This window comes from Azonexus sp., from assembly GCF_049652925.1.
Taxonomy (GTDB): domain Bacteria; phylum Pseudomonadota; class Gammaproteobacteria; order Burkholderiales; family Rhodocyclaceae; genus Azonexus.
Map to the genome: position 1 here is coordinate 555,709 of NZ_JBASFI010000040.1, position 16,592 is coordinate 572,300.

Here is a 16,592-nt window from a genome sequence, read left to right on the forward strand (position 1 = left end):
TCTAATTTTCCTACAGGCCGAAGCAGATAATATGATGCTCGGTTTTTTTCAACATTGGCCCATCGTTAGCGGCCAAGTTATTTGAAGGAATGCGTGTGATGGAATCGGGAGTACCTGAGCGGCAGGGTTTGTACGACCCAGCCAATGAGCACGATGCTTGTGGCGTAGGCTTTGTAGCCCATGTCAAAGGTCAGAAAAACCATGGCATCGTCGAACAGGGTTTGTTGATCCTGAAGAATATCGATCACCGCGGTGCTGTTGGCGCTGATCCCTTGCAGGGTGACGGCGCGGGCATTCTGATCCAGATTCCGGACCAGTTCTATCGCGAAGAAATGGCACGGCAAGGCGTCGAGTTGCCGCCAGCCGGCGAGTATGGTGTCGGTATGGTCTTTCTACCGCAGGAGGCTGCTTCGCGCCACGCCTGCATGGAAGAGATCGAGCGCTCTATCGTTGCCGAAGGTCAGGTGCTGCTTGGCTGGCGCGATGTGCCGGTGAATCGCGACATGCCCATGTCGCCGACCGTGCGTGCCAAGGAGCCGGTGATCCGCCAGGTTTTCGTTGGTCGTGGGCCGGATATTTTTGTCACGGATGCTCTTGAGCGCAAGTTGTACATCATCCGTCGCCGTGCTGCCAATGCAATCAAGTCGCTGAAGCTGAAGTTCGGCCAGGAATTCTACGTGCCGTCCTTCTCGGCCCGCACGGTCAACTACAAAGGTCTACTGTTGGCCGATCAGGTTGGAGTGTACTACCTCGACTTGCAAGACAAGCGAACTGTTTCAGCGCTTGCCATGGTGCATCAACGCTTTTCAACGAATACCTTCCCCACTTGGGATCTGGCACACCCTTTCCGTTATATCGCCCACAATGGCGAAATCAACACGGTGCGTGGCAACGTCAACTGGTTCAAGGCACGTGAACAGGCGATTTCATCGCCGATTCTTGGTGACGACCTGAAGAAGGTCTGGCCGCTGCATTACCCCGGCCAGTCTGACTCGGCTTCCTTCGACAACGCGCTCGAACTGCTGGTCATGGGCGGCGGTTACTCGCTGGCTCAGGCCGTCATGCTGATGATCCCGGAAGCTTGGGAAAAGCATTCTCAGATGGACGAGAACCGTCGCGCCTTCTACGAATACCATGCTGCCATGATGGAGCCATGGGACGGCCCCGCCGCCGTGGCCTTCACCGATGGTCGTCAGATCGGCGCGACGCTCGACCGTAACGGTCTGCGCCCCGCCCGCTATCTGGTTACCGATGACGACCTCGTGGTCATGGCTTCCGAGTCGGGCGTGCTGCCGATTCCGGAAAAGAAGATTGTCAAGAAGTGGCGTTTGCAGCCGGGCAAGATGTTCCTGATCGATATGGAGCAAGGCCGCATCATCGACGACAAAGAACTCAAGGATTCGCTGGCGAACGCCAAGCCTTATCGCGAGTGGATCGAAAAAATCCGCATCAAGCTCGACGAAGTGCCGGCTCCGCACGAAAAGTGTTCAGCCCCCGCTGCTTCGCTGCTTGATCGTCAGCAGGCATTTGGCTACACGCAGGAAGATGTCAAGATCATCCTTGAGCCGATGGTCCAGAATGGCGAAGAAGCCACTGGCTCGATGGGTACCGACTCAGCCCTCCCTGTGTTGTCCGCCAAGAACAAGACGCTCTACACGTACTTCAAGCAGTTGTTCGCCCAAGTGACCAATCCGCCGATCGACCCGATCCGCGAAGAGCTGGTCATGTCGCTGGTGTCCTTCATTGGCCCGAAGCCGAACCTGCTCAACACCAACGATATCAATCCGCCGATTCGTCTGGAAGTTTCGCAACCCGTGCTGTCTTTCGACGATATGGAGAAACTGCGCAACATCGAGAAGTACACATCCAACAAGTTCCACTCCTTTGAGCTGGATATTTGTTACCCCGTCGCCTGGGGCAAGGATGGTATCGAGGCACGCCTCGCTTCGTTGGCGGCTGATGCCGAGGATGCAGTACGTTCCGGTGCCAACATCCTGATCGTCTCCGACCGCAAGGTCGATGCCGAACATGTTGCGATTCCGGCGCTGCTTGCCACTTCGGCCATCCACCAGCATCTGGTCAAGAAGGGCCTGCGCACCAGCGCCGGCCTCGTGGTTGAAACCGGTTCGGCTCGTGAAACCCATCACTTTGCCCTGCTTGGTGGCTATGGTGCCGAGGCTGTCCACCCCTATGTGGCGCTCGAAACTATCGCCGGCTTCGCCAAGGGTGATGCCGAGAAGGCCGAGAAGTACGTCAAGAACTACGTCAAGGCCATTGGTAAGGGCCTCATGAAGGTCATGTCCAAGATGGGCATCTCGACCTACATGTCTTACACCGGCGCCCAGATCTTCGAAGCCATTGGCCTGCAGAAGGAGTTCATCGAAAAGTATTTTACCGGCACGTCGTCCAATGTCGAAGGTATCGGTGTCTTTGAAGTGGCAGAAGAAGCCATTCGCCTGCATAGCGAAGCCTTCTCGTCTGACCCCGTGCTGGCCACCATGCTCGATGCCGGTGGTGAATACGCCTACCGTATCCGCGGTGAAGAGCACGTGTGGACGCCGGATTCGATTGCCAAACTGCAGCATTCGACCCGCTCCGGGAAGTACGAGACTTACAAGGAATACGCCAAGCTGATCAACGATCAGACCAAGCGTCACCTGACCCTGCGTGGCCTGTTCGAATTCAAGCCGACTGGCTCCGCCATTCCGCTTGAAGAAGTCGAGTCCGCCAAGGAAATCGTCAAGCGTTTTGCCACCGGAGCCATGTCGCTCGGTTCCATCTCGACTGAAGCCCACACGACCCTGGCCATCGCTATGAACCGCATCGGTGGCAAGTCGAATACCGGCGAAGGTGGTGAGGATGCCAAGCGTTTCGTGCCGCTCAAGGCCGGCCAGACGCTGTCTGAAGTGGTTGGTGCCTCGCGTATCGAACGCGACTACACCTTCAAGGAAGGTGATTCGCTGCGCTCTGCCATCAAGCAGGTCGCCTCTGGCCGCTTCGGTGTTACCGCTGAGTATCTGGTCAATGCCGACCAGATCCAGATCAAGATGGCGCAAGGTGCCAAACCGGGTGAAGGCGGCCAGTTGCCGGGTCACAAGGTTTCCGAGTACATCGGCTTCCTGCGCCACTCGGTACCGGGTGTCGGCTTGATTTCGCCGCCGCCGCACCACGACATTTACTCCATCGAAGACTTGGCCCAGCTCATTCATGACCTGAAGAATGCCAATTCGAAGGCTTCCATCTCTGTCAAACTGGTTTCCGAAGTCGGTGTTGGTACGGTGGCTGCCGGAGTTGCCAAGGCCAAGGCCGATCACGTCGTGATCGCCGGTTTTGACGGTGGTACGGGTGCTTCGCCGCAGTCCTCGATCAAGCATGCCGGTACGCCGTGGGAACTCGGCTTGTCCGAAACTCAGCAGACCCTGGTGCTCAACCGTCTGCGTTCGCGTATCCGCGTTCAGGTCGATGGTCAGATGAAGACCGGTCGTGATGTCGTGATCGGTGCGCTGCTCGGTGCCGACGAATTCGGTTTCGCCACGGCGCCGCTGGTCGTCGAAGGCTGCATCATGATGCGCAAGTGCCATCTGAATACCTGCCCGGTCGGTGTGGCCACGCAGGATCCGGTGCTGCGCAAGCGCTTCTCCGGTCAACCGGAACATGTCGTGAATTTCTTCTTCTTCGTCGCCGAGGAGGTTCGCGAGATCATGGCCCAGCTCGGCATTCGCAAGTTCGACGATCTGGTCGGTCATTCCGAGCTACTCGACATGCGTCCTGGTATCGAGCACTGGAAGGCCAAGGGTCTGGATTTCTCCAAGATATTCTTCCAGCCGAACGTCCCGGCCGATGTGCCACGCCTGCATACCGAAACGCAGGATCACGGACTCGAGAAGGCGCTCGACCACAAGTTGATCGCCCAGGCCAAGCCAGCCCTCGAAAAGGGCCAGAAGGTCCAGATCGAAACGACCATCATCAACGTCAATCGCACCTGCGGCACCATGTTGTCGGGGGAGGTTGCCCGTCGCTACGGTCATGCCGGCCTGCCGGACGACACCATTCACGTCAAGCTGACCGGTACCGCTGGCCAGGCCTTCGGTGCATTCCTGGCCAAGGGCGTGACGCTGGAACTGACTGGTGAGGGTAATGACTACGTCGGCAAGGGTTTGTCGGGCGGTCGCATCATCATCAAGCCGAGCCCGGATTTCCGTGGCGACACGCAGCAGAACATCATTTGCGGCAACACCGTCATGTACGGCGCGACCGAAGGCGAGGCGTTCCTCGCCGGTGTCGGCGGCGAACGCTTCTGTGTGCGCAACTCCGGTGGTACGGCCGTTGTTGAAGGTGTTGGCGACCACGGTTGCGAATACATGACCGGCGGTACCGTGGCGGTGCTTGGCATGACCGGGCGCAACTTCGCGGCTGGCATGTCGGGTGGTATCGCCTACGTGCTGGATGAGGATGGCAGCTTCAAGCATCGCTGCAATCTGGCTCAGGTCGCGCTCGAGAAGGTCTTGCCGGCCTCCCGTATTGCTGCTGGCGAGCCGCTGCATCTGAGTGTTGCTGACGAAACCCAGCTCAAGGAGCTGATTACCCGTCACTTCGAATACACCGGTAGTGAAACGGCCAAGGCCATTCTGGCCAACTGGGATGCCTACCGCGAGAAGTTCGTCAAAGTCTATCCGCACGAATACAAGCGCGCCCTCACCGAGATGGCCGCTGCTGCACAGAAGGAGGCTGCATAATGGGCAAGCCGACTGGCTTTATGGAATTCGAGCGCTTGTCCGAGGGTTATGACCCGGTTGAACAGCGCCTGAAAAACTACAAGGAATTCGTTCATACCCTGAACGATGACGATGCCAAGACTCAGGGCGCGCGCTGCATGGATTGCGGCATCCCGTTCTGCAACAGCGGTTGTCCAGTGAACAACATCATTCCTGACTGGAATGATCTGGTTTACCGCGGCAACTGGAAGCAGGCGCTGGAAGTGCTGCACTCCACTAACAATTTCCCGGATTTCACCGGCCGCATCTGTCCGGCCCCATGCGAAGCCGCCTGCACGCTCGGCATCAACGCCGCACCAGTAGGCATCAAGTCGATTGAGCATTTCATCATCGACAAGGGTTGGGAAATGGGCTGGGTCGTGCCGCAGCCGCCGAAATCGAAGACCGGCAAAAAGGTTGCCATCGTTGGTTCCGGCCCGGCTGGTCTGGCTGCTGCACAGCAACTGGCGCGTGTCGGTCATGATGTGACCGTGTTCGAGAAGAGCGACCGTCTCGGTGGCCTGCTCGCCTACGGCATTCCTGACTTCAAGATGGAAAAGACGCTGGTTGACCGCCGTGTTGCCCAGATGGAAGCCGAAGGCGTCACCTTCAAGACCAAGGTTGTGGTTGGTGACAAGAACGTGCCGGCCGGTATCAACAACGATGCGACCACCGTCGTTTCGGCTGATCAGCTCAAGAAGGATTTCGATGCGGTGATTCTTGCTGCTGGTTCCGAAGTGCCGCGTGATCTTCCGGTGCCGGGCCGTGAGCTGAAGGGCATCTACGCTGCGCTCGAGTTCCTGATTCCGCAGAACAAGGAAGTCCAGCAAGGCAAGGCCAATCCGATCAACGTCAAGGGCAAGCACGTCATCGTGATTGGTGGCGGCGATACCGGTTCCGACTGTGTCGGCACCTCGAATCGCCATGGCGCCGCGTCGGTAACCCAGTTCGAGCTGATGCCGATGCCGCCGGAAGAGGAAAACAAGGAGCTGACCTGGCCGTACTGGCCGTACAAGCTGCGTACCTCTTCCTCGCACGACGAAGGCTGTAGCCGCGATTTTGCCGTTGCCACCAAGGGCTTCGTCGATGACGGCAAGGGTAACGTCAAGGCGCTCAAGGCTGTGCGTCTGGACTGGACGGATGGTCAGATGAGCGAAGTGCCCGGTTCCGAATTCGAACTGCCGTGCGACAACGCCTTCCTGGCCATGGGTTTCACCAACCCGGTCGGCGGCCTGCTTGATGCCTTCGGCGTCGAGAAGGATGGGCGCCAGAATGCCAAGGCGACGACCGACGGCGAAGGTTGCTACAAGACCAATGTCGACAAGGTCTACGCGGCCGGCGACGTCCGTCGCGGCCAGTCGCTGGTGGTCTGGGCGATCCGTGAAGGTCGTCAGGCCGCCCGCGAAGTCGATCAGTTCCTGATGGGTTCGACGACGCTGCCACGCTAAGTCGATAGCTCTCCCAAAAGCCCCGCCGCCTGAAAAGCCGGCGGGGCTTTTCAATTTTGGTCATTTTTTCCGGTTGACTGTGGGACTTGCTTTTTCACTATTTTTCTCATGATTGGACACTGCACAGGCGAAACATTGTCTCGGTCGTGTGAGAATGGCTGCTGATTTCAAGGGGAAAATCATGTCAACTGAATTGCAACCAGCCTTGCTGGTGACAACGCCAAGCGGAGCACTCGACGGGCACATGCTGGTGATTCTCGGCATCATGGTCGTAGCCGGGGTGCTGGGCGGCACGGCAAACTACTTTCTGGCTGACCGGCGTGGCGATGCGGGTCGCCACGACTGGTTGAAATATCCGGTCTTCGGCGTCGTAGCGGCGCTGACCGTGCCGCTGTTTCTCAACATGCTGTCGAGCACGCTGCTTGAGGGGGCGCGGACCAAGCCGATCGATCTCTACGTTTTTTCAGGTTTCTGCCTGATCTACGTTGTCACCTCGCGGCGTTTTTTCGAGAACATGGTGCAGCGCCTGATGGCGCAGATCGACCAGGTTCGGCGCGACGTTGGCCGCATCGAACAACAAAAGCGTGACGAGCCGATTCTGGCTGTGCCCAAGGCCGAAACCGAGGTGCTGAAGGCTGTCGAGCACGATCCCAAGGACGTTCTCTCCTACAACGACGTGGAAATCCTGCGCGCCCTGTCCGAAGGCGGCTTCGTTTATGGAAATCTGGCCGCGATCTGCGATAGCACCGGGTTGGCCCGCGACTTTGTCAGCCAGCGCCTGACGGTCATGAAGGCGATGGGCGTCATCGAGACACGGATCAATGACAAGAATGTGCTGCACTGGTTTGTCTCGACCCGTGGCAAGGCCGTGCTCGGTGACATTCTCGGCGGGCAAGAGCAGAAGAAGAGCGCCTGACTTTCGGTCGTTTCTGGCCCAGCGCCGAACAAAGCCCCGCCGCCTGAAAGGCCGCCGGGGTTTTTGTTTTTCTACGCGAGTTGCGCTGGATCAAAGGGCGAGCATGGCAAATACGTCGCCGGCTTCGACAGTCCGGGCTGATCATGTGAAAATGCAGATTACCCAACCGCACAAGATTTTGCTCAATATGAATATCGTTATTCTCGCTGCCGGCCAAGGCAAGCGCATGCACTCCAATCTGCCCAAGGTCTTGCACCCGATTGCCGGCAAGGCGCTGGCTCAGCATGTCATCGATACGGCTCGTCTGCTCTCGCCGGAAAAGCTGATCGTCGTCTATGGCCATGGTGGCGACGTGGTGCGCTCAACGCTGGCGGCCGACGACATCCTGTGGGCCGAGCAGGCGCAGCAACTGGGTACCGGCCACGCCGTCGCCCAGGCCGTCTCGCAACTGGGCAGTGCGGCGCAGACGCTGGTGCTCTACGGTGATGTCCCGCTGACTACGCTAGGCGCGCTGAAGCGCCTGCTGCAGGCCGGCAAGGACGGGCTGTCCATTCTCACCGTCGACCTCGCCAACCCGACTGGCTACGGCCGCATGGTGCGTGACGCCGCCGGCAATATCGTGCGCATCGTCGAGGAAAAGGACGCGACGCCCGAGGAAAAGGCGATCCGCGAAGTCAATACCGGCATCATGGCGATCCCGACCGCACGTCTCGCCGACTGGCTGGGCAAGCTCAAGAACAACAATTCGCAGGGTGAGTACTACCTGACCGACATCGTCGCGCTTGCCGTCGCCGAGGGCCTGCCGGTACGCGCCGCGCAGCCCGAAGGCGAATGGGAAGTGCTCGGCGTCAACAGCAAGGTCCAACTGGCCGAACTCGAGCGTCAGAATCAGCGCAACCTGGCCGATCAGTTGCTGGTCGCCGGCGTGCGCCTGGCTGATCCGGCTCGTATCGATATTCGCGGCAGTCTGAGCCACGGGCGCGATGTTTCCATCGATGTCGGCTGCGTCTTTGAAGGCGAGGTTGAGCTGGCCGATGCCGTCGATGTCGGCCCCTACTGTGTTCTGAAGAACGTCAAGGTGGGCGCCGGCACGCGCATCGCTGCCTTCTGTCATTTCGAGGATGCGGTGATCGGGCCGGACGGCGTGCTCGGCCCTTATGCCCGCCTGCGTCCCGGCACCGAACTCGGGCCGGAGGTGCATATCGGCAACTTTGTCGAGGTCAAGAAGAGCATCATCGGCGCCCAGTCCAAGGCCAACCACCTGGCCTACATTGGCGACGCCCAGATCGGTCAGCGCGTGAACGTCGGCGCCGGCACGATCACCTGTAATTACGATGGTGCCAACAAGCACCTGACCATCATCGAGGACGACGTTTTCATCGGCTCCGATACCCAGCTCGTGGCGCCGGTGACGGTAGGCCGGGGGGCAACGCTTGGCGCCGGCACAACGCTGACCAAGAATGCGCCGCCCGACGCCCTGACCGTGTCGCGAGCCAAACAAATGACGCTTCCCGGCTGGGAACGTCCCAAGAAGGTAAAAAACTAATGGATTTCTGGTTCACGGCTTTCATGTTTGCCATCGCCATCCTCATCGCGGTGGGTGGCTCGCTACTGCTGGTCGGCTACTTTGGCACCTTGCCGGCCTCCTTCGCCTTCGGCTGGAAAAACTGGGTGCCGACGCTGGCGCTGCCCATCATCGGTCCGATCTGGTTTGCTGGCACACACTGGTCGGAGTTTTCCAAGCCGGGCAAGCAGCTGATTTTCGGCGTGCTGCTCTTTGTCGTGGCAATTGCCTTGCTTTATGGCTTTGGTCCACACTTTGTCGATCGCATGGCGGCCAGTGGCATGTATCGCGAATAAACGATCCATGAAGAATCCGGTGCTTTCATCCCGGCTCGCTGATGACAAAGCAGGTTACTGAAGTGAACTGATTTTTCGCTAAATTTTTTAAGCTAAGGGAGAAGAAGATGTCCAAGTACACCACCGAGGCTCTACGTTCCGTTGCGCTAGTCGGCCATGGTGCGGCTGGCAAGACCAGTCTGGCCGAGGCCTTGCTTTTCGCCACCGGCGCCGTCAGCGCCAAGGGCAGCGTCGAGAAGGGCAACACGGTTGCCGACTTCGATGCCCAGGAGAAAGAAGCAGGCCACTCCCTGACGTCTGCCGTCGTCAATTTCGGTTATGAAGACACCCATATCCACCTGATCGATACCCCGGGCTACCCGGATTTTTCCGGCCAGGCGATTGCTGCGCTGGCTGGTGTCGACACTGCCCTGATCGTGGTCAACGCCCAGACTGGTGTCGAACTGATGACCGAGCGCATGATGCGCTACGCCGCCGACCGCAAGCTGTGCCGGATGATCGTCATTAACAAGATCGATGCTGAAAATCTCGATCTGCCGGGACTGGTCGCCAGTATTCGCGAGCGTTTCGGCAAGCAGTGCATGCTGCTCGACCTGCCGGCACACGGGGCGGTCGATGTCGTCGAAGTGCTCGAGCGCGATGCCGGTGATGCCGATTTCGAATCGGTTGCGGCGGCGCACCGGGCGCTCATCGACCAGATCGTCGAGGAGGACGAAGACCTGCTCGCCCAGTATCTTGAAGATGGCGCCGATCCGACGGCCACGGCCTTGCATGCGCCGTTCGAGAAGGCGCTGCGCGAAGGCCATCTGATTCCCATCCTGTTCACCTCGGCCAAGACTGGCGCCGGCATCAAGGAATTGCTGCATGTGCTGGCCTCGCTGGCACCGAACCCGGCCGAAGGCAATGCGCCGCCGTTCTACAAAGGCGAGCCGGGCGACAAAACCGAGCCGTTCCAGGCCGAGCCGGATGCCGCCAAACACGTGCTGGCCCACGTTTTCAAGGTCGTGGCCGATCCCTACCTGGGCAAGATTGGCATCTTTCGCGTTCATCAGGGCACGATGAAGAAGGACATGCAGCTCTTCGTTGGCGACAGCAAGCGGCCGATCAAGGTTGGCCATCTCTACCAGTTGCAGGGCAAGGACAGCATCGAAGTCGATGAACTGCTGCCGGGCGACATCGGGGCGATTGCCAAGATCGACGAGATCGATTTCGACTGCGTGCTGCACGATTCGCACGACGAAGATCATATCCACCTCGTGCCGCTCGAATTTCCCAAGCCGATGGCCGGTCTGGCCGTCGAAACGAAGAAGAAGGGCGATGAGCAGCGCCTGTTCGACATCCTCGCCAAGCTGGCCATGGAAGACCCGACTTTCGTTGTCGAACGTCACCCGACCAGCAATGAAACGGTGGTTCGTGGCCTCGGCGAGATCCACCTGAAGTCCAAGCTGGCGCGTATGGCCAGTCAGCACAAGCTGGAAGTCGACACCCAGCCGCCGCGCATTCCGTACTGCGAGACGATCACTGCGCCGGCCGAGGCGATGTATCGGCACAAGAAGCAGTCGGGCGGCGCCGGGCAGTTCGGCGAAGTGCATCTGCGCATTGAGCCGAAGGGCCGCGGTGAGGGCTTCGAATTCGTCGATGCGGTCAAGGGCGGGGTCATTCCTGGCGTCTTCATGGCGGCCGTGGAAAAGGGGATTCGTCAGGGGCTGGAAGGCGGGGTCGTTGCCGGCTACGCGGTCGATGACCTCAAAGTCACGGTTTTCGACGGCAAGACGCACGCCGTTGATGGCAAGGAAGTCGCCTTCACGATGGCCGGCCGCAAGGCGGTTATCGAAGCGATTCGGGGTGCCAAGCCGATTGTGCTTGAACCGATTGTCAGTATCGAGATCATCGTTCCGGAATCGGCTATTGGCGACCTGACGGGCGATCTGTCTGGTCGGCGTGGCCATATCACCGGCACTGACGGGCGCGGGCATGGCATGTCGGCGATTAGTGGGGAAGTGCCGCTGGCTGAACTCAACGACTACCAGTCGCGCCTCAAGTCGCTGACCGGCGGTCAGGGCAGCTATACCATTGAGTTTGCCCGCTATGCCGCTGTGCCGCCGAATGTCCAGCAGCAACTGGCGAGCAAGTTTCAGTTGCACGACGAAGACGAATGAGTTTTTAGCACCGGAGGCGCTCTTCCACGGTCAAACGGGGAAAAGGGCTAAAAATAAAAAGGGGCTGAAAAGCCCCTTTTTCTTTGGCGGCGCTTTAGTTCGCCTCGCCCGACCAGTTAACCGTCGCCAAAAACAGATAACCCGCGCCATACACCGTCTTGATGAAAGCCGGACTCTGCGGATCTGGTTCCAGCTTGCGGCGCAGACGGGAAATGCGGACATCGATGGCGCGATCATTGGGCGCCAGGTCGCGGGTGCCCATGAGTTTTTCGCGCTGCAGGATACGGTTCGGATTGTTGACGAAGACTTTGAGCAGCTCAGTCTCCGCCGTACTCAGGGCGTGCTCGTCGCCATTCGGCGCAGTCAGCGTGTTGTTGCCGAGGTTGAAGCGCCAGCCGGAAAACTCGGCGATCTGGCGGGCTTGCGTTTCGCTGCCTTCGCGCCGGCGCACGATGCTGCGCACGCGGGCGACCAGTTCGCGCGGTTCGAAAGGCTTGAGCACGTAGTCGTCGGCGCCGAGTTCGAGGCCCATGACGCGGTCGCTGACATGCGCCCGCCCGGTCAGGATCAGGATGCCGCAGCCCGACTGGGCGCGGACGCGCTGCATGGCTTCGATGCCGTCCATGTCGGGCAGTCCGAGGTCGATGATGCAGAGGTCGGGGGCCAGCGTACGCAGGCGGCGCAGCAGGTCACCGGCACTGCGGCACCAGACGGTACGGAAGCCGAAATCGGCGAGCACCTGTTCGATGATCTTGGCGACATCGGGATCGTCCTCGACGATGACGATGAGCTTGGCGGGTTCGTTGTCTTTCATGGTTTTTCTTTGTGGGCGGCGCGCAGGGCGCGGGCCAGGTCCTGGCGGACGAAGGGTTTGGCGAGGACCGGCAGGTCGCTGCCGACCTCGGCCTCGTCGGTGTAGCCGCTCATCAGTACGATGCACATTTCCGGGCGGTCGTTCCTGACGCGGTCGGCCAATTGCCGGCCATCCAGACCACCGGGCATGATGACGTCGCTGACGACGATGGCGATGTCGGGAATCTGCTCGATCATGGCCAGCGCCTGGACGCCGTCTTCGGCTTCGATGACCGGGTAGCCGAGGTCGATCAGCTGCTGGCGGACGACCCGGCGGACGTTCGGCTCATCCTCGACGAGCAGGACCAGTTCGCCACCGGCCGGCAGGGTGGCGTCCTCGCCCGGTGCATCGACATCTTCTTCGGGCGTCGCCAGCGGCAGGACCATGAGGACGGTCGTGCCCTGTTCCGGCTGGCTTTGAATTGAAACGCCGCCGCCCGACTGCTTGGCGAAACCGTAGGCCATGGCCAGCCCGAGGCCGCTGCCCAGGCCGAGCCGTTTGGTTGTGAAGAAGGGTTCGCAGGCACGGGCCAGTGTCGTGGCATCCATGCCGCAACCGTTGTCGGCAACTTCGATCAGCGCGTACTGGCCCGGGCTGACGTCGAAGGCGGCGGCATCGGTCGACAGCTCGACGGCGCGCGCCGCGATGTGCAGGCGGCCGCCTTCCGGCATGGCGTCGCGCGCGTTCAGGGCGAAATTGAGCAGGGCGCTTTCGAGCTGGCCGGGATCGACCAGCGCATGCAGTGTCATGCCGCCGAGATCGGTGGACACGGCAATCGACTCGGGCAGCGAGCGGCGGACCAGCTTGGCCAGACTGCCAATCAGGTTGCCGATATCGACCGCCTTCGGTTCCAGCGGTTGCTGGCGTGAAAAGGTAAGCAGGCGCTTGATCAGTTGCACGCCGCGCCGGGCCGACTGGAGGGCCGGCTCGACGAATTCGTTGATTTCGGCATCGTCCGGGCGATGGTCCTGGAGGGCGGCAAGGTTGCCGATGATGACGGTGAGCAGGTTGTTGAAATCGTGCGCCAGACCGCCGGTCAGCTGGCCGATGGCCTCCATTTTCTGGGCCTGGACGAGCGCGGCCTGCATGCGTTTCTGGTCGGTTATTTCCTGGGAGAAGACGAAAAATCCGAGATTTTTGCCGTCGACCGTAACCTCCGGAACCAGCGTACTGCGGGCGAAAACGGTCTGCCCCAGGCGTTCCATCTGGTACTCGTAGGTGACCTGCTGGCCGGCCAGCGCGCGCTTTACCGGATCGCGTACCTGGCTGTAAACGTGCGGGCCGATCAGTTCGATCACGGCCCGGCCGGTGACGCTCTCGCCGGGGTAGCCGTACCAGTCGGAGTAGCCCTTGTTGGCGTATTGATAGACCTCGTTCTGGTCCACGTAGCCAATCATGATGGGGATGGTGTCGTTGATCAGGCGCAGGCGTTCTTCGTTGCGGCGCAGCGCTGCGGCAATGCGTTCGTTTTCCTCGCTGGCCCGGCGCAGGTTGGCGTTGGCGTTTTCGAGCTGGGCGGTGCGCCGGCGCACCCGCTCGTCGAGCTGGATGTTCTGATGCTCGGTCAGGTGCTCGATGTAGCGCTGCTCGGTGACATCGCTGTAGAGCGTGACGAAACCCTTGTGCGCCAGCGGTTCGCCGCGCAGAAGCAGGACCCGGCCATTCGGGCGCTGGCGTTCGGTGACGTGCGGCGCGAAGTTTCTTGCCGCGGCGACGCGCTCGGCGATCTGCGCTTCGATGTCGCCCGGCCCATATTCGCCGCGTTCCGCGTTGTAGCGGATGAAGCTCGCGAAGGGGGCGCCGATGTAGGCCAGTTCGTCGGGAAATTCGAGCAGCTGGAGGAAGGGGCGGTTCCAGGCGACCAGGCACAGATTGGCATCGAAAACGGTGATTCCCTGGTCGAGCAGGTCCAGCCCGGCCTGCAGCATTTCGTGGCGCGGGGCAGTGGGGGACGAGGCGGATTCGAGAAGCATCGGTCGATTCTAGTGCACGGGGCGGGGTGGATTTCGTGATGTAACTATTCGTTACATTCTGCCAATAGTTGCGCAAGAGTGTTTTGCCAATATCACGATCAATAAAAATACTTGCGCCAACGAGAACAGCACTCGGCAAGAAAATCGTGAGGAGATATATCTTGGTTAACCCGTATTCCGTTGGGCTGGAGCAAAATCCGGCCAATTTCGTTGCACTGTCCCCACTCAGCTTCATCGAGCGTTCGGCCTTCATTTATCCGAAGCGTATTTCGGTCATCCAGGGGGCGCGTCAGTACACCTGGAAGGAAAGCTACGATCGTAGCCGCCAGCTCGCCTCGGCGCTGAAGAATCGCGGCATCGGCAAGGGCGACACCGTCGCTGCCATGCTGCCGAACACGGCCTCGATGTTCGAATGCCATTTCGGCGTACCGATGACCGGCGCTGTGCTCAATACCCTCAACACCCGCCTCGACGCGGAAGCCATCGCCTTCATGCTGGCTCACGGCGAAGCCAAGGTGCTGATCACCGACCCCGAGTTTTCGGCCATCATCAAGGCCGCGCTGGCGCTGCTCGAAGGGCCGAAGCCGCTGGTCATCGACAGCCTCGATCCGGACTTCACGGGTGGCGAGTCGCTCGGCGAAAAGACTTACGAAGATTTCCTCAAGGAAGGCGAGCCCGATTTCAAATGGAGCCTGCCCGACGACGAGTGGGACGCCATCGCCCTGAACTACACCTCGGGCACCACTGGTAACCCGAAAGGCGTTGTCTATCACCATCGCGGCGCTTACCTCAACGCGGCGTCGAACATCATTTCCTGGGGCATGCCGCCGCATGCGGTCTATCTGTGGACCCTGCCGATGTTCCATTGCAACGGCTGGTGTTTCCCCTGGACGCTGGCGGCCAATGCCGGCACCAGTGTCTGCCTGCGCAAGGTCGATCCGGCCTTGATCTTCAACCTGATCAAGGCGCATAAGGTCACCCACATGTGCGGCGCGCCGATCGTCTGGGGCATGATGATCAATTCGCCCGACAGCCTCAAGGAAGGCATCGAGCATCAGGTCAATGGCCTGATCGCCGGTGCTGCTCCTCCGGCTGCGATCATCGAAGGCTGCGAGAAGATGGGTTTCAACATCACCCACGTTTACGGCCTGACCGAAACCTATGGCCCGGCCGCCGTCTGCGCCAAGCACCCGGAATGGGATCGCCTGCCGATCGACCTGCGCGCTGCCCGCAACGGCCGCCAGGGCGTGCGCTACCACATGCAGGAAGGCATCGAGGTCCGTGACACGGTCAGCATGCAGCCGGTGCCGTGGGACGGCGAGACGATGGGCGAAATCATGTTCAAGGGCAACCTGGTCATGAAGGGCTACCTCAAGAACCCGAAGGCGACCGAAGAAGCTTTCGAGGGTGGCTGGTTCCACACCGGCGACCTGGCTGTTGTGCATAGCGATGGCTACGTCAAGATCAAGGATCGCTCCAAGGACATCATCATCTCCGGTGGCGAGAATATTTCGTCGCTCGAAGTTGAAGACGTGCTCTACCGTCACCCGGCAGTTGTCGCTGCGGCGGTGGTCGCCAAGCCCGACGAAAAGTGGGGCGAAGTGCCAGCGGCTTTCGTCGAACTGAAGGCTGGTGCTGCTTGTAGCGAGGCGGACATCATTGAGCACTGCCGGGCGCATCTGGCCCGTTTCAAGGTGCCAAAGACCGTGGTGTTCGGCGAACTGCCGAAGACATCCACCGGCAAGATCCAGAAATACGTCCTGCGTCAGCACGCCAACTCCGCGCTCGCCATCGAGTAATCCGCAGTCCCCTGTCGTCATGCCTTGATCGGCAGGGGCTTGCGTGTTCGAAAAGGAAAATCCCATGAAGATTCTCGTACCCGTAAAACGAGTCGTTGATTACAACGTCAAAGTTCGTGTGAAGGCAGATGGTTCCGGTGTTGACCTGGCCAACGTCAAGATGAGCATGAACCCCTTTGATGAAATCGCCATCGAAGAAGCCGTGCGACTCAAGGAAGCCGGCATCGCCACGGAAGTCATCGCCGTCTCCTGCGGCGTCGCCGCCTGCCAGGAAACCCTGCGCACCGCCATGGCCATCGGTGCCGACCGCGGCATCCTCGTCGATTGTGGTGACACCGAAATCCAGCCCCTGGCCGTTGCCAAGCTCCTCAAGGCCCTCTGCGACAAAGAACAACCGCAACTCGTCATCTGCGGCAAACAAGCCATCGACGACGACGCCAACCAGACCGGCCAGATGCTCGCCGCCCTGCAAGCCTGGCCGCAAGCCACCTTCGCCTCCAAAGTCGTCATCGCCAATGGCAAAGCGACAGTCACCCGCGAAATCGACGGCGGCCTCGAAACCCTCGAAATTTCCCTGCCGGCTGTTGTTTCGACTGACCTTCGCCTCAACGAACCGCGCTACGCCACGCTGCCCAACATCATGAAAGCCAAGAAAAAGCCGCTCGACACCGTCAAGCCGGCCGACCTTGGCGTCGACGTCACCCCGCGCCTGACCACCCTCAAGGTCGCCGAACCGGCCAAACGCAGTGCCGGCATCCGCGTCGCCGACGTCGCCGAACTCGTCAACAAACTCAAGAACGAAGCCAAGGTGATCTGATCATGACCATTCT

At 60.2% G+C, this 16,592-nt stretch carries 10 protein-coding genes; 8 read left to right on the forward strand and 2 right to left on the reverse strand.

The genetic code is table 11. The features are described from left to right. The first annotated feature begins 98 nt into the window (after positions 1 to 98). From gltB to fusA, 6 genes are all read left to right on the forward strand, one after another. Positions 99 to 4,736, forward strand: a complete 4,638-nt coding sequence (gene gltB / locus WBK19_RS21395) for a glutamate synthase large subunit (protein ID WP_511293081.1) — start codon at positions 99 to 101, stop codon at positions 4,734 to 4,736. After that, positions 4,736 to 6,202 (forward strand): glutamate synthase subunit beta, encoded by a 1,467-nt coding sequence (locus tag WBK19_RS21400; RefSeq protein ID WP_511293082.1) that lies wholly within the window; start codon positions 4,736 to 4,738, stop codon positions 6,200 to 6,202. The genes gltB and WBK19_RS21400 overlap by 1 nt, the downstream gene beginning before the upstream one ends. A 181-nt stretch (positions 6,203 to 6,383) precedes the next feature. Then, a complete protein-coding gene (locus WBK19_RS21405) occupies positions 6,384 to 7,118 on the forward strand; it encodes a YEATS-associated helix-containing protein (protein WP_511293083.1) in 735 nt (244 codons plus the stop codon). A gap of 187 nt (positions 7,119 to 7,305) precedes the next feature. Further along, positions 7,306 to 8,664, forward strand: coding sequence for a bifunctional UDP-N-acetylglucosamine diphosphorylase/glucosamine-1-phosphate N-acetyltransferase GlmU (glmU, locus tag WBK19_RS21410; RefSeq protein WP_511293101.1), 1,359 nt, complete (start codon positions 7,306 to 7,308; stop codon positions 8,662 to 8,664). Further along, positions 8,664 to 8,978, forward strand: a complete 315-nt coding sequence (locus WBK19_RS21415) for a hypothetical protein (protein ID WP_511293084.1) — start codon at positions 8,664 to 8,666, stop codon at positions 8,976 to 8,978. The genes glmU and WBK19_RS21415 overlap by 1 nt, the downstream gene beginning before the upstream one ends. Positions 8,979 to 9,085: 107 nt before the next feature. Next, complete coding sequence (gene fusA / locus WBK19_RS21420; RefSeq protein ID WP_511293085.1) at positions 9,086 to 11,137, forward strand: elongation factor G; 2,052 nt, start codon at positions 9,086 to 9,088, stop codon at positions 11,135 to 11,137. Positions 11,138 to 11,231: 94 nt separating this feature from the next. Here fusA and WBK19_RS21425 read toward each other — a convergent pair whose 3' ends face one another. Together WBK19_RS21425 and WBK19_RS21430 are read right to left on the reverse strand one after the other, a co-directional pair. Further along, complete coding sequence (locus tag WBK19_RS21425) at positions 11,232 to 11,951, reverse strand: response regulator transcription factor (protein WP_511293086.1); 720 nt, start codon at positions 11,949 to 11,951, stop codon at positions 11,232 to 11,234. Further along, a complete protein-coding gene (locus tag WBK19_RS21430; RefSeq protein ID WP_511293087.1) occupies positions 11,948 to 13,963 on the reverse strand; it encodes a PAS-domain containing protein in 2,016 nt (671 codons plus the stop codon). Before WBK19_RS21430 ends, WBK19_RS21425 begins: the two co-directional genes overlap by 4 nt. A 161-nt stretch (positions 13,964 to 14,124) precedes the next feature. Here WBK19_RS21430 and WBK19_RS21435 point away from each other — a divergent pair, with 161 nt between their 5' ends. Both WBK19_RS21435 and WBK19_RS21440 read left to right on the forward strand, forming a co-directional pair. Beyond that, positions 14,125 to 15,762, forward strand: coding sequence for an acyl-CoA synthetase (locus WBK19_RS21435; protein WP_511293088.1), 1,638 nt, complete (start codon positions 14,125 to 14,127; stop codon positions 15,760 to 15,762). Positions 15,763 to 15,826: 64 nt separating this feature from the next. Further along, positions 15,827 to 16,579, forward strand: a complete 753-nt coding sequence (locus WBK19_RS21440) for an electron transfer flavoprotein subunit beta/FixA family protein (protein ID WP_511293089.1) — start codon at positions 15,827 to 15,829, stop codon at positions 16,577 to 16,579. Positions 16,580 to 16,592 lie beyond the last annotated feature (13 nt).

Excerpts from the sequence above, each read along its gene's own strand:
- glmU (WP_511293101.1), top strand. The coding sequence starts at position 7,306 with ATGAATATCGTTATTCTCGCTGCCGGCCAAGGCAAGCGCATGCACTCC.
- WBK19_RS21425 (WP_511293086.1), bottom strand. The coding sequence starts at position 11,951 with ATGAAAGACAACGAACCCGCCAAGCTCATCGTCATCGTCGAGGACGAT.
- fusA (WP_511293085.1), top strand. The coding sequence starts at position 9,086 with ATGTCCAAGTACACCACCGAGGCTCTACGTTCCGTTGCGCTAGTCGGC.
- WBK19_RS21440 (WP_511293089.1), top strand. The coding sequence starts at position 15,827 with ATGAAGATTCTCGTACCCGTAAAACGAGTCGTTGATTACAACGTCAAA.
- WBK19_RS21405 (WP_511293083.1), top strand. The coding sequence starts at position 6,384 with ATGTCAACTGAATTGCAACCAGCCTTGCTGGTGACAACGCCAAGCGGA.
- WBK19_RS21430 (WP_511293087.1), bottom strand. The coding sequence starts at position 13,963 with ATGCTTCTCGAATCCGCCTCGTCCCCCACTGCCCCGCGCCACGAAATG.
- gltB (WP_511293081.1), top strand. The coding sequence starts at position 99 with ATGGAATCGGGAGTACCTGAGCGGCAGGGTTTGTACGACCCAGCCAAT.
- WBK19_RS21415 (WP_511293084.1), top strand. The coding sequence starts at position 8,664 with ATGGATTTCTGGTTCACGGCTTTCATGTTTGCCATCGCCATCCTCATC.
- WBK19_RS21400 (WP_511293082.1), top strand. The coding sequence starts at position 4,736 with ATGGGCAAGCCGACTGGCTTTATGGAATTCGAGCGCTTGTCCGAGGGT.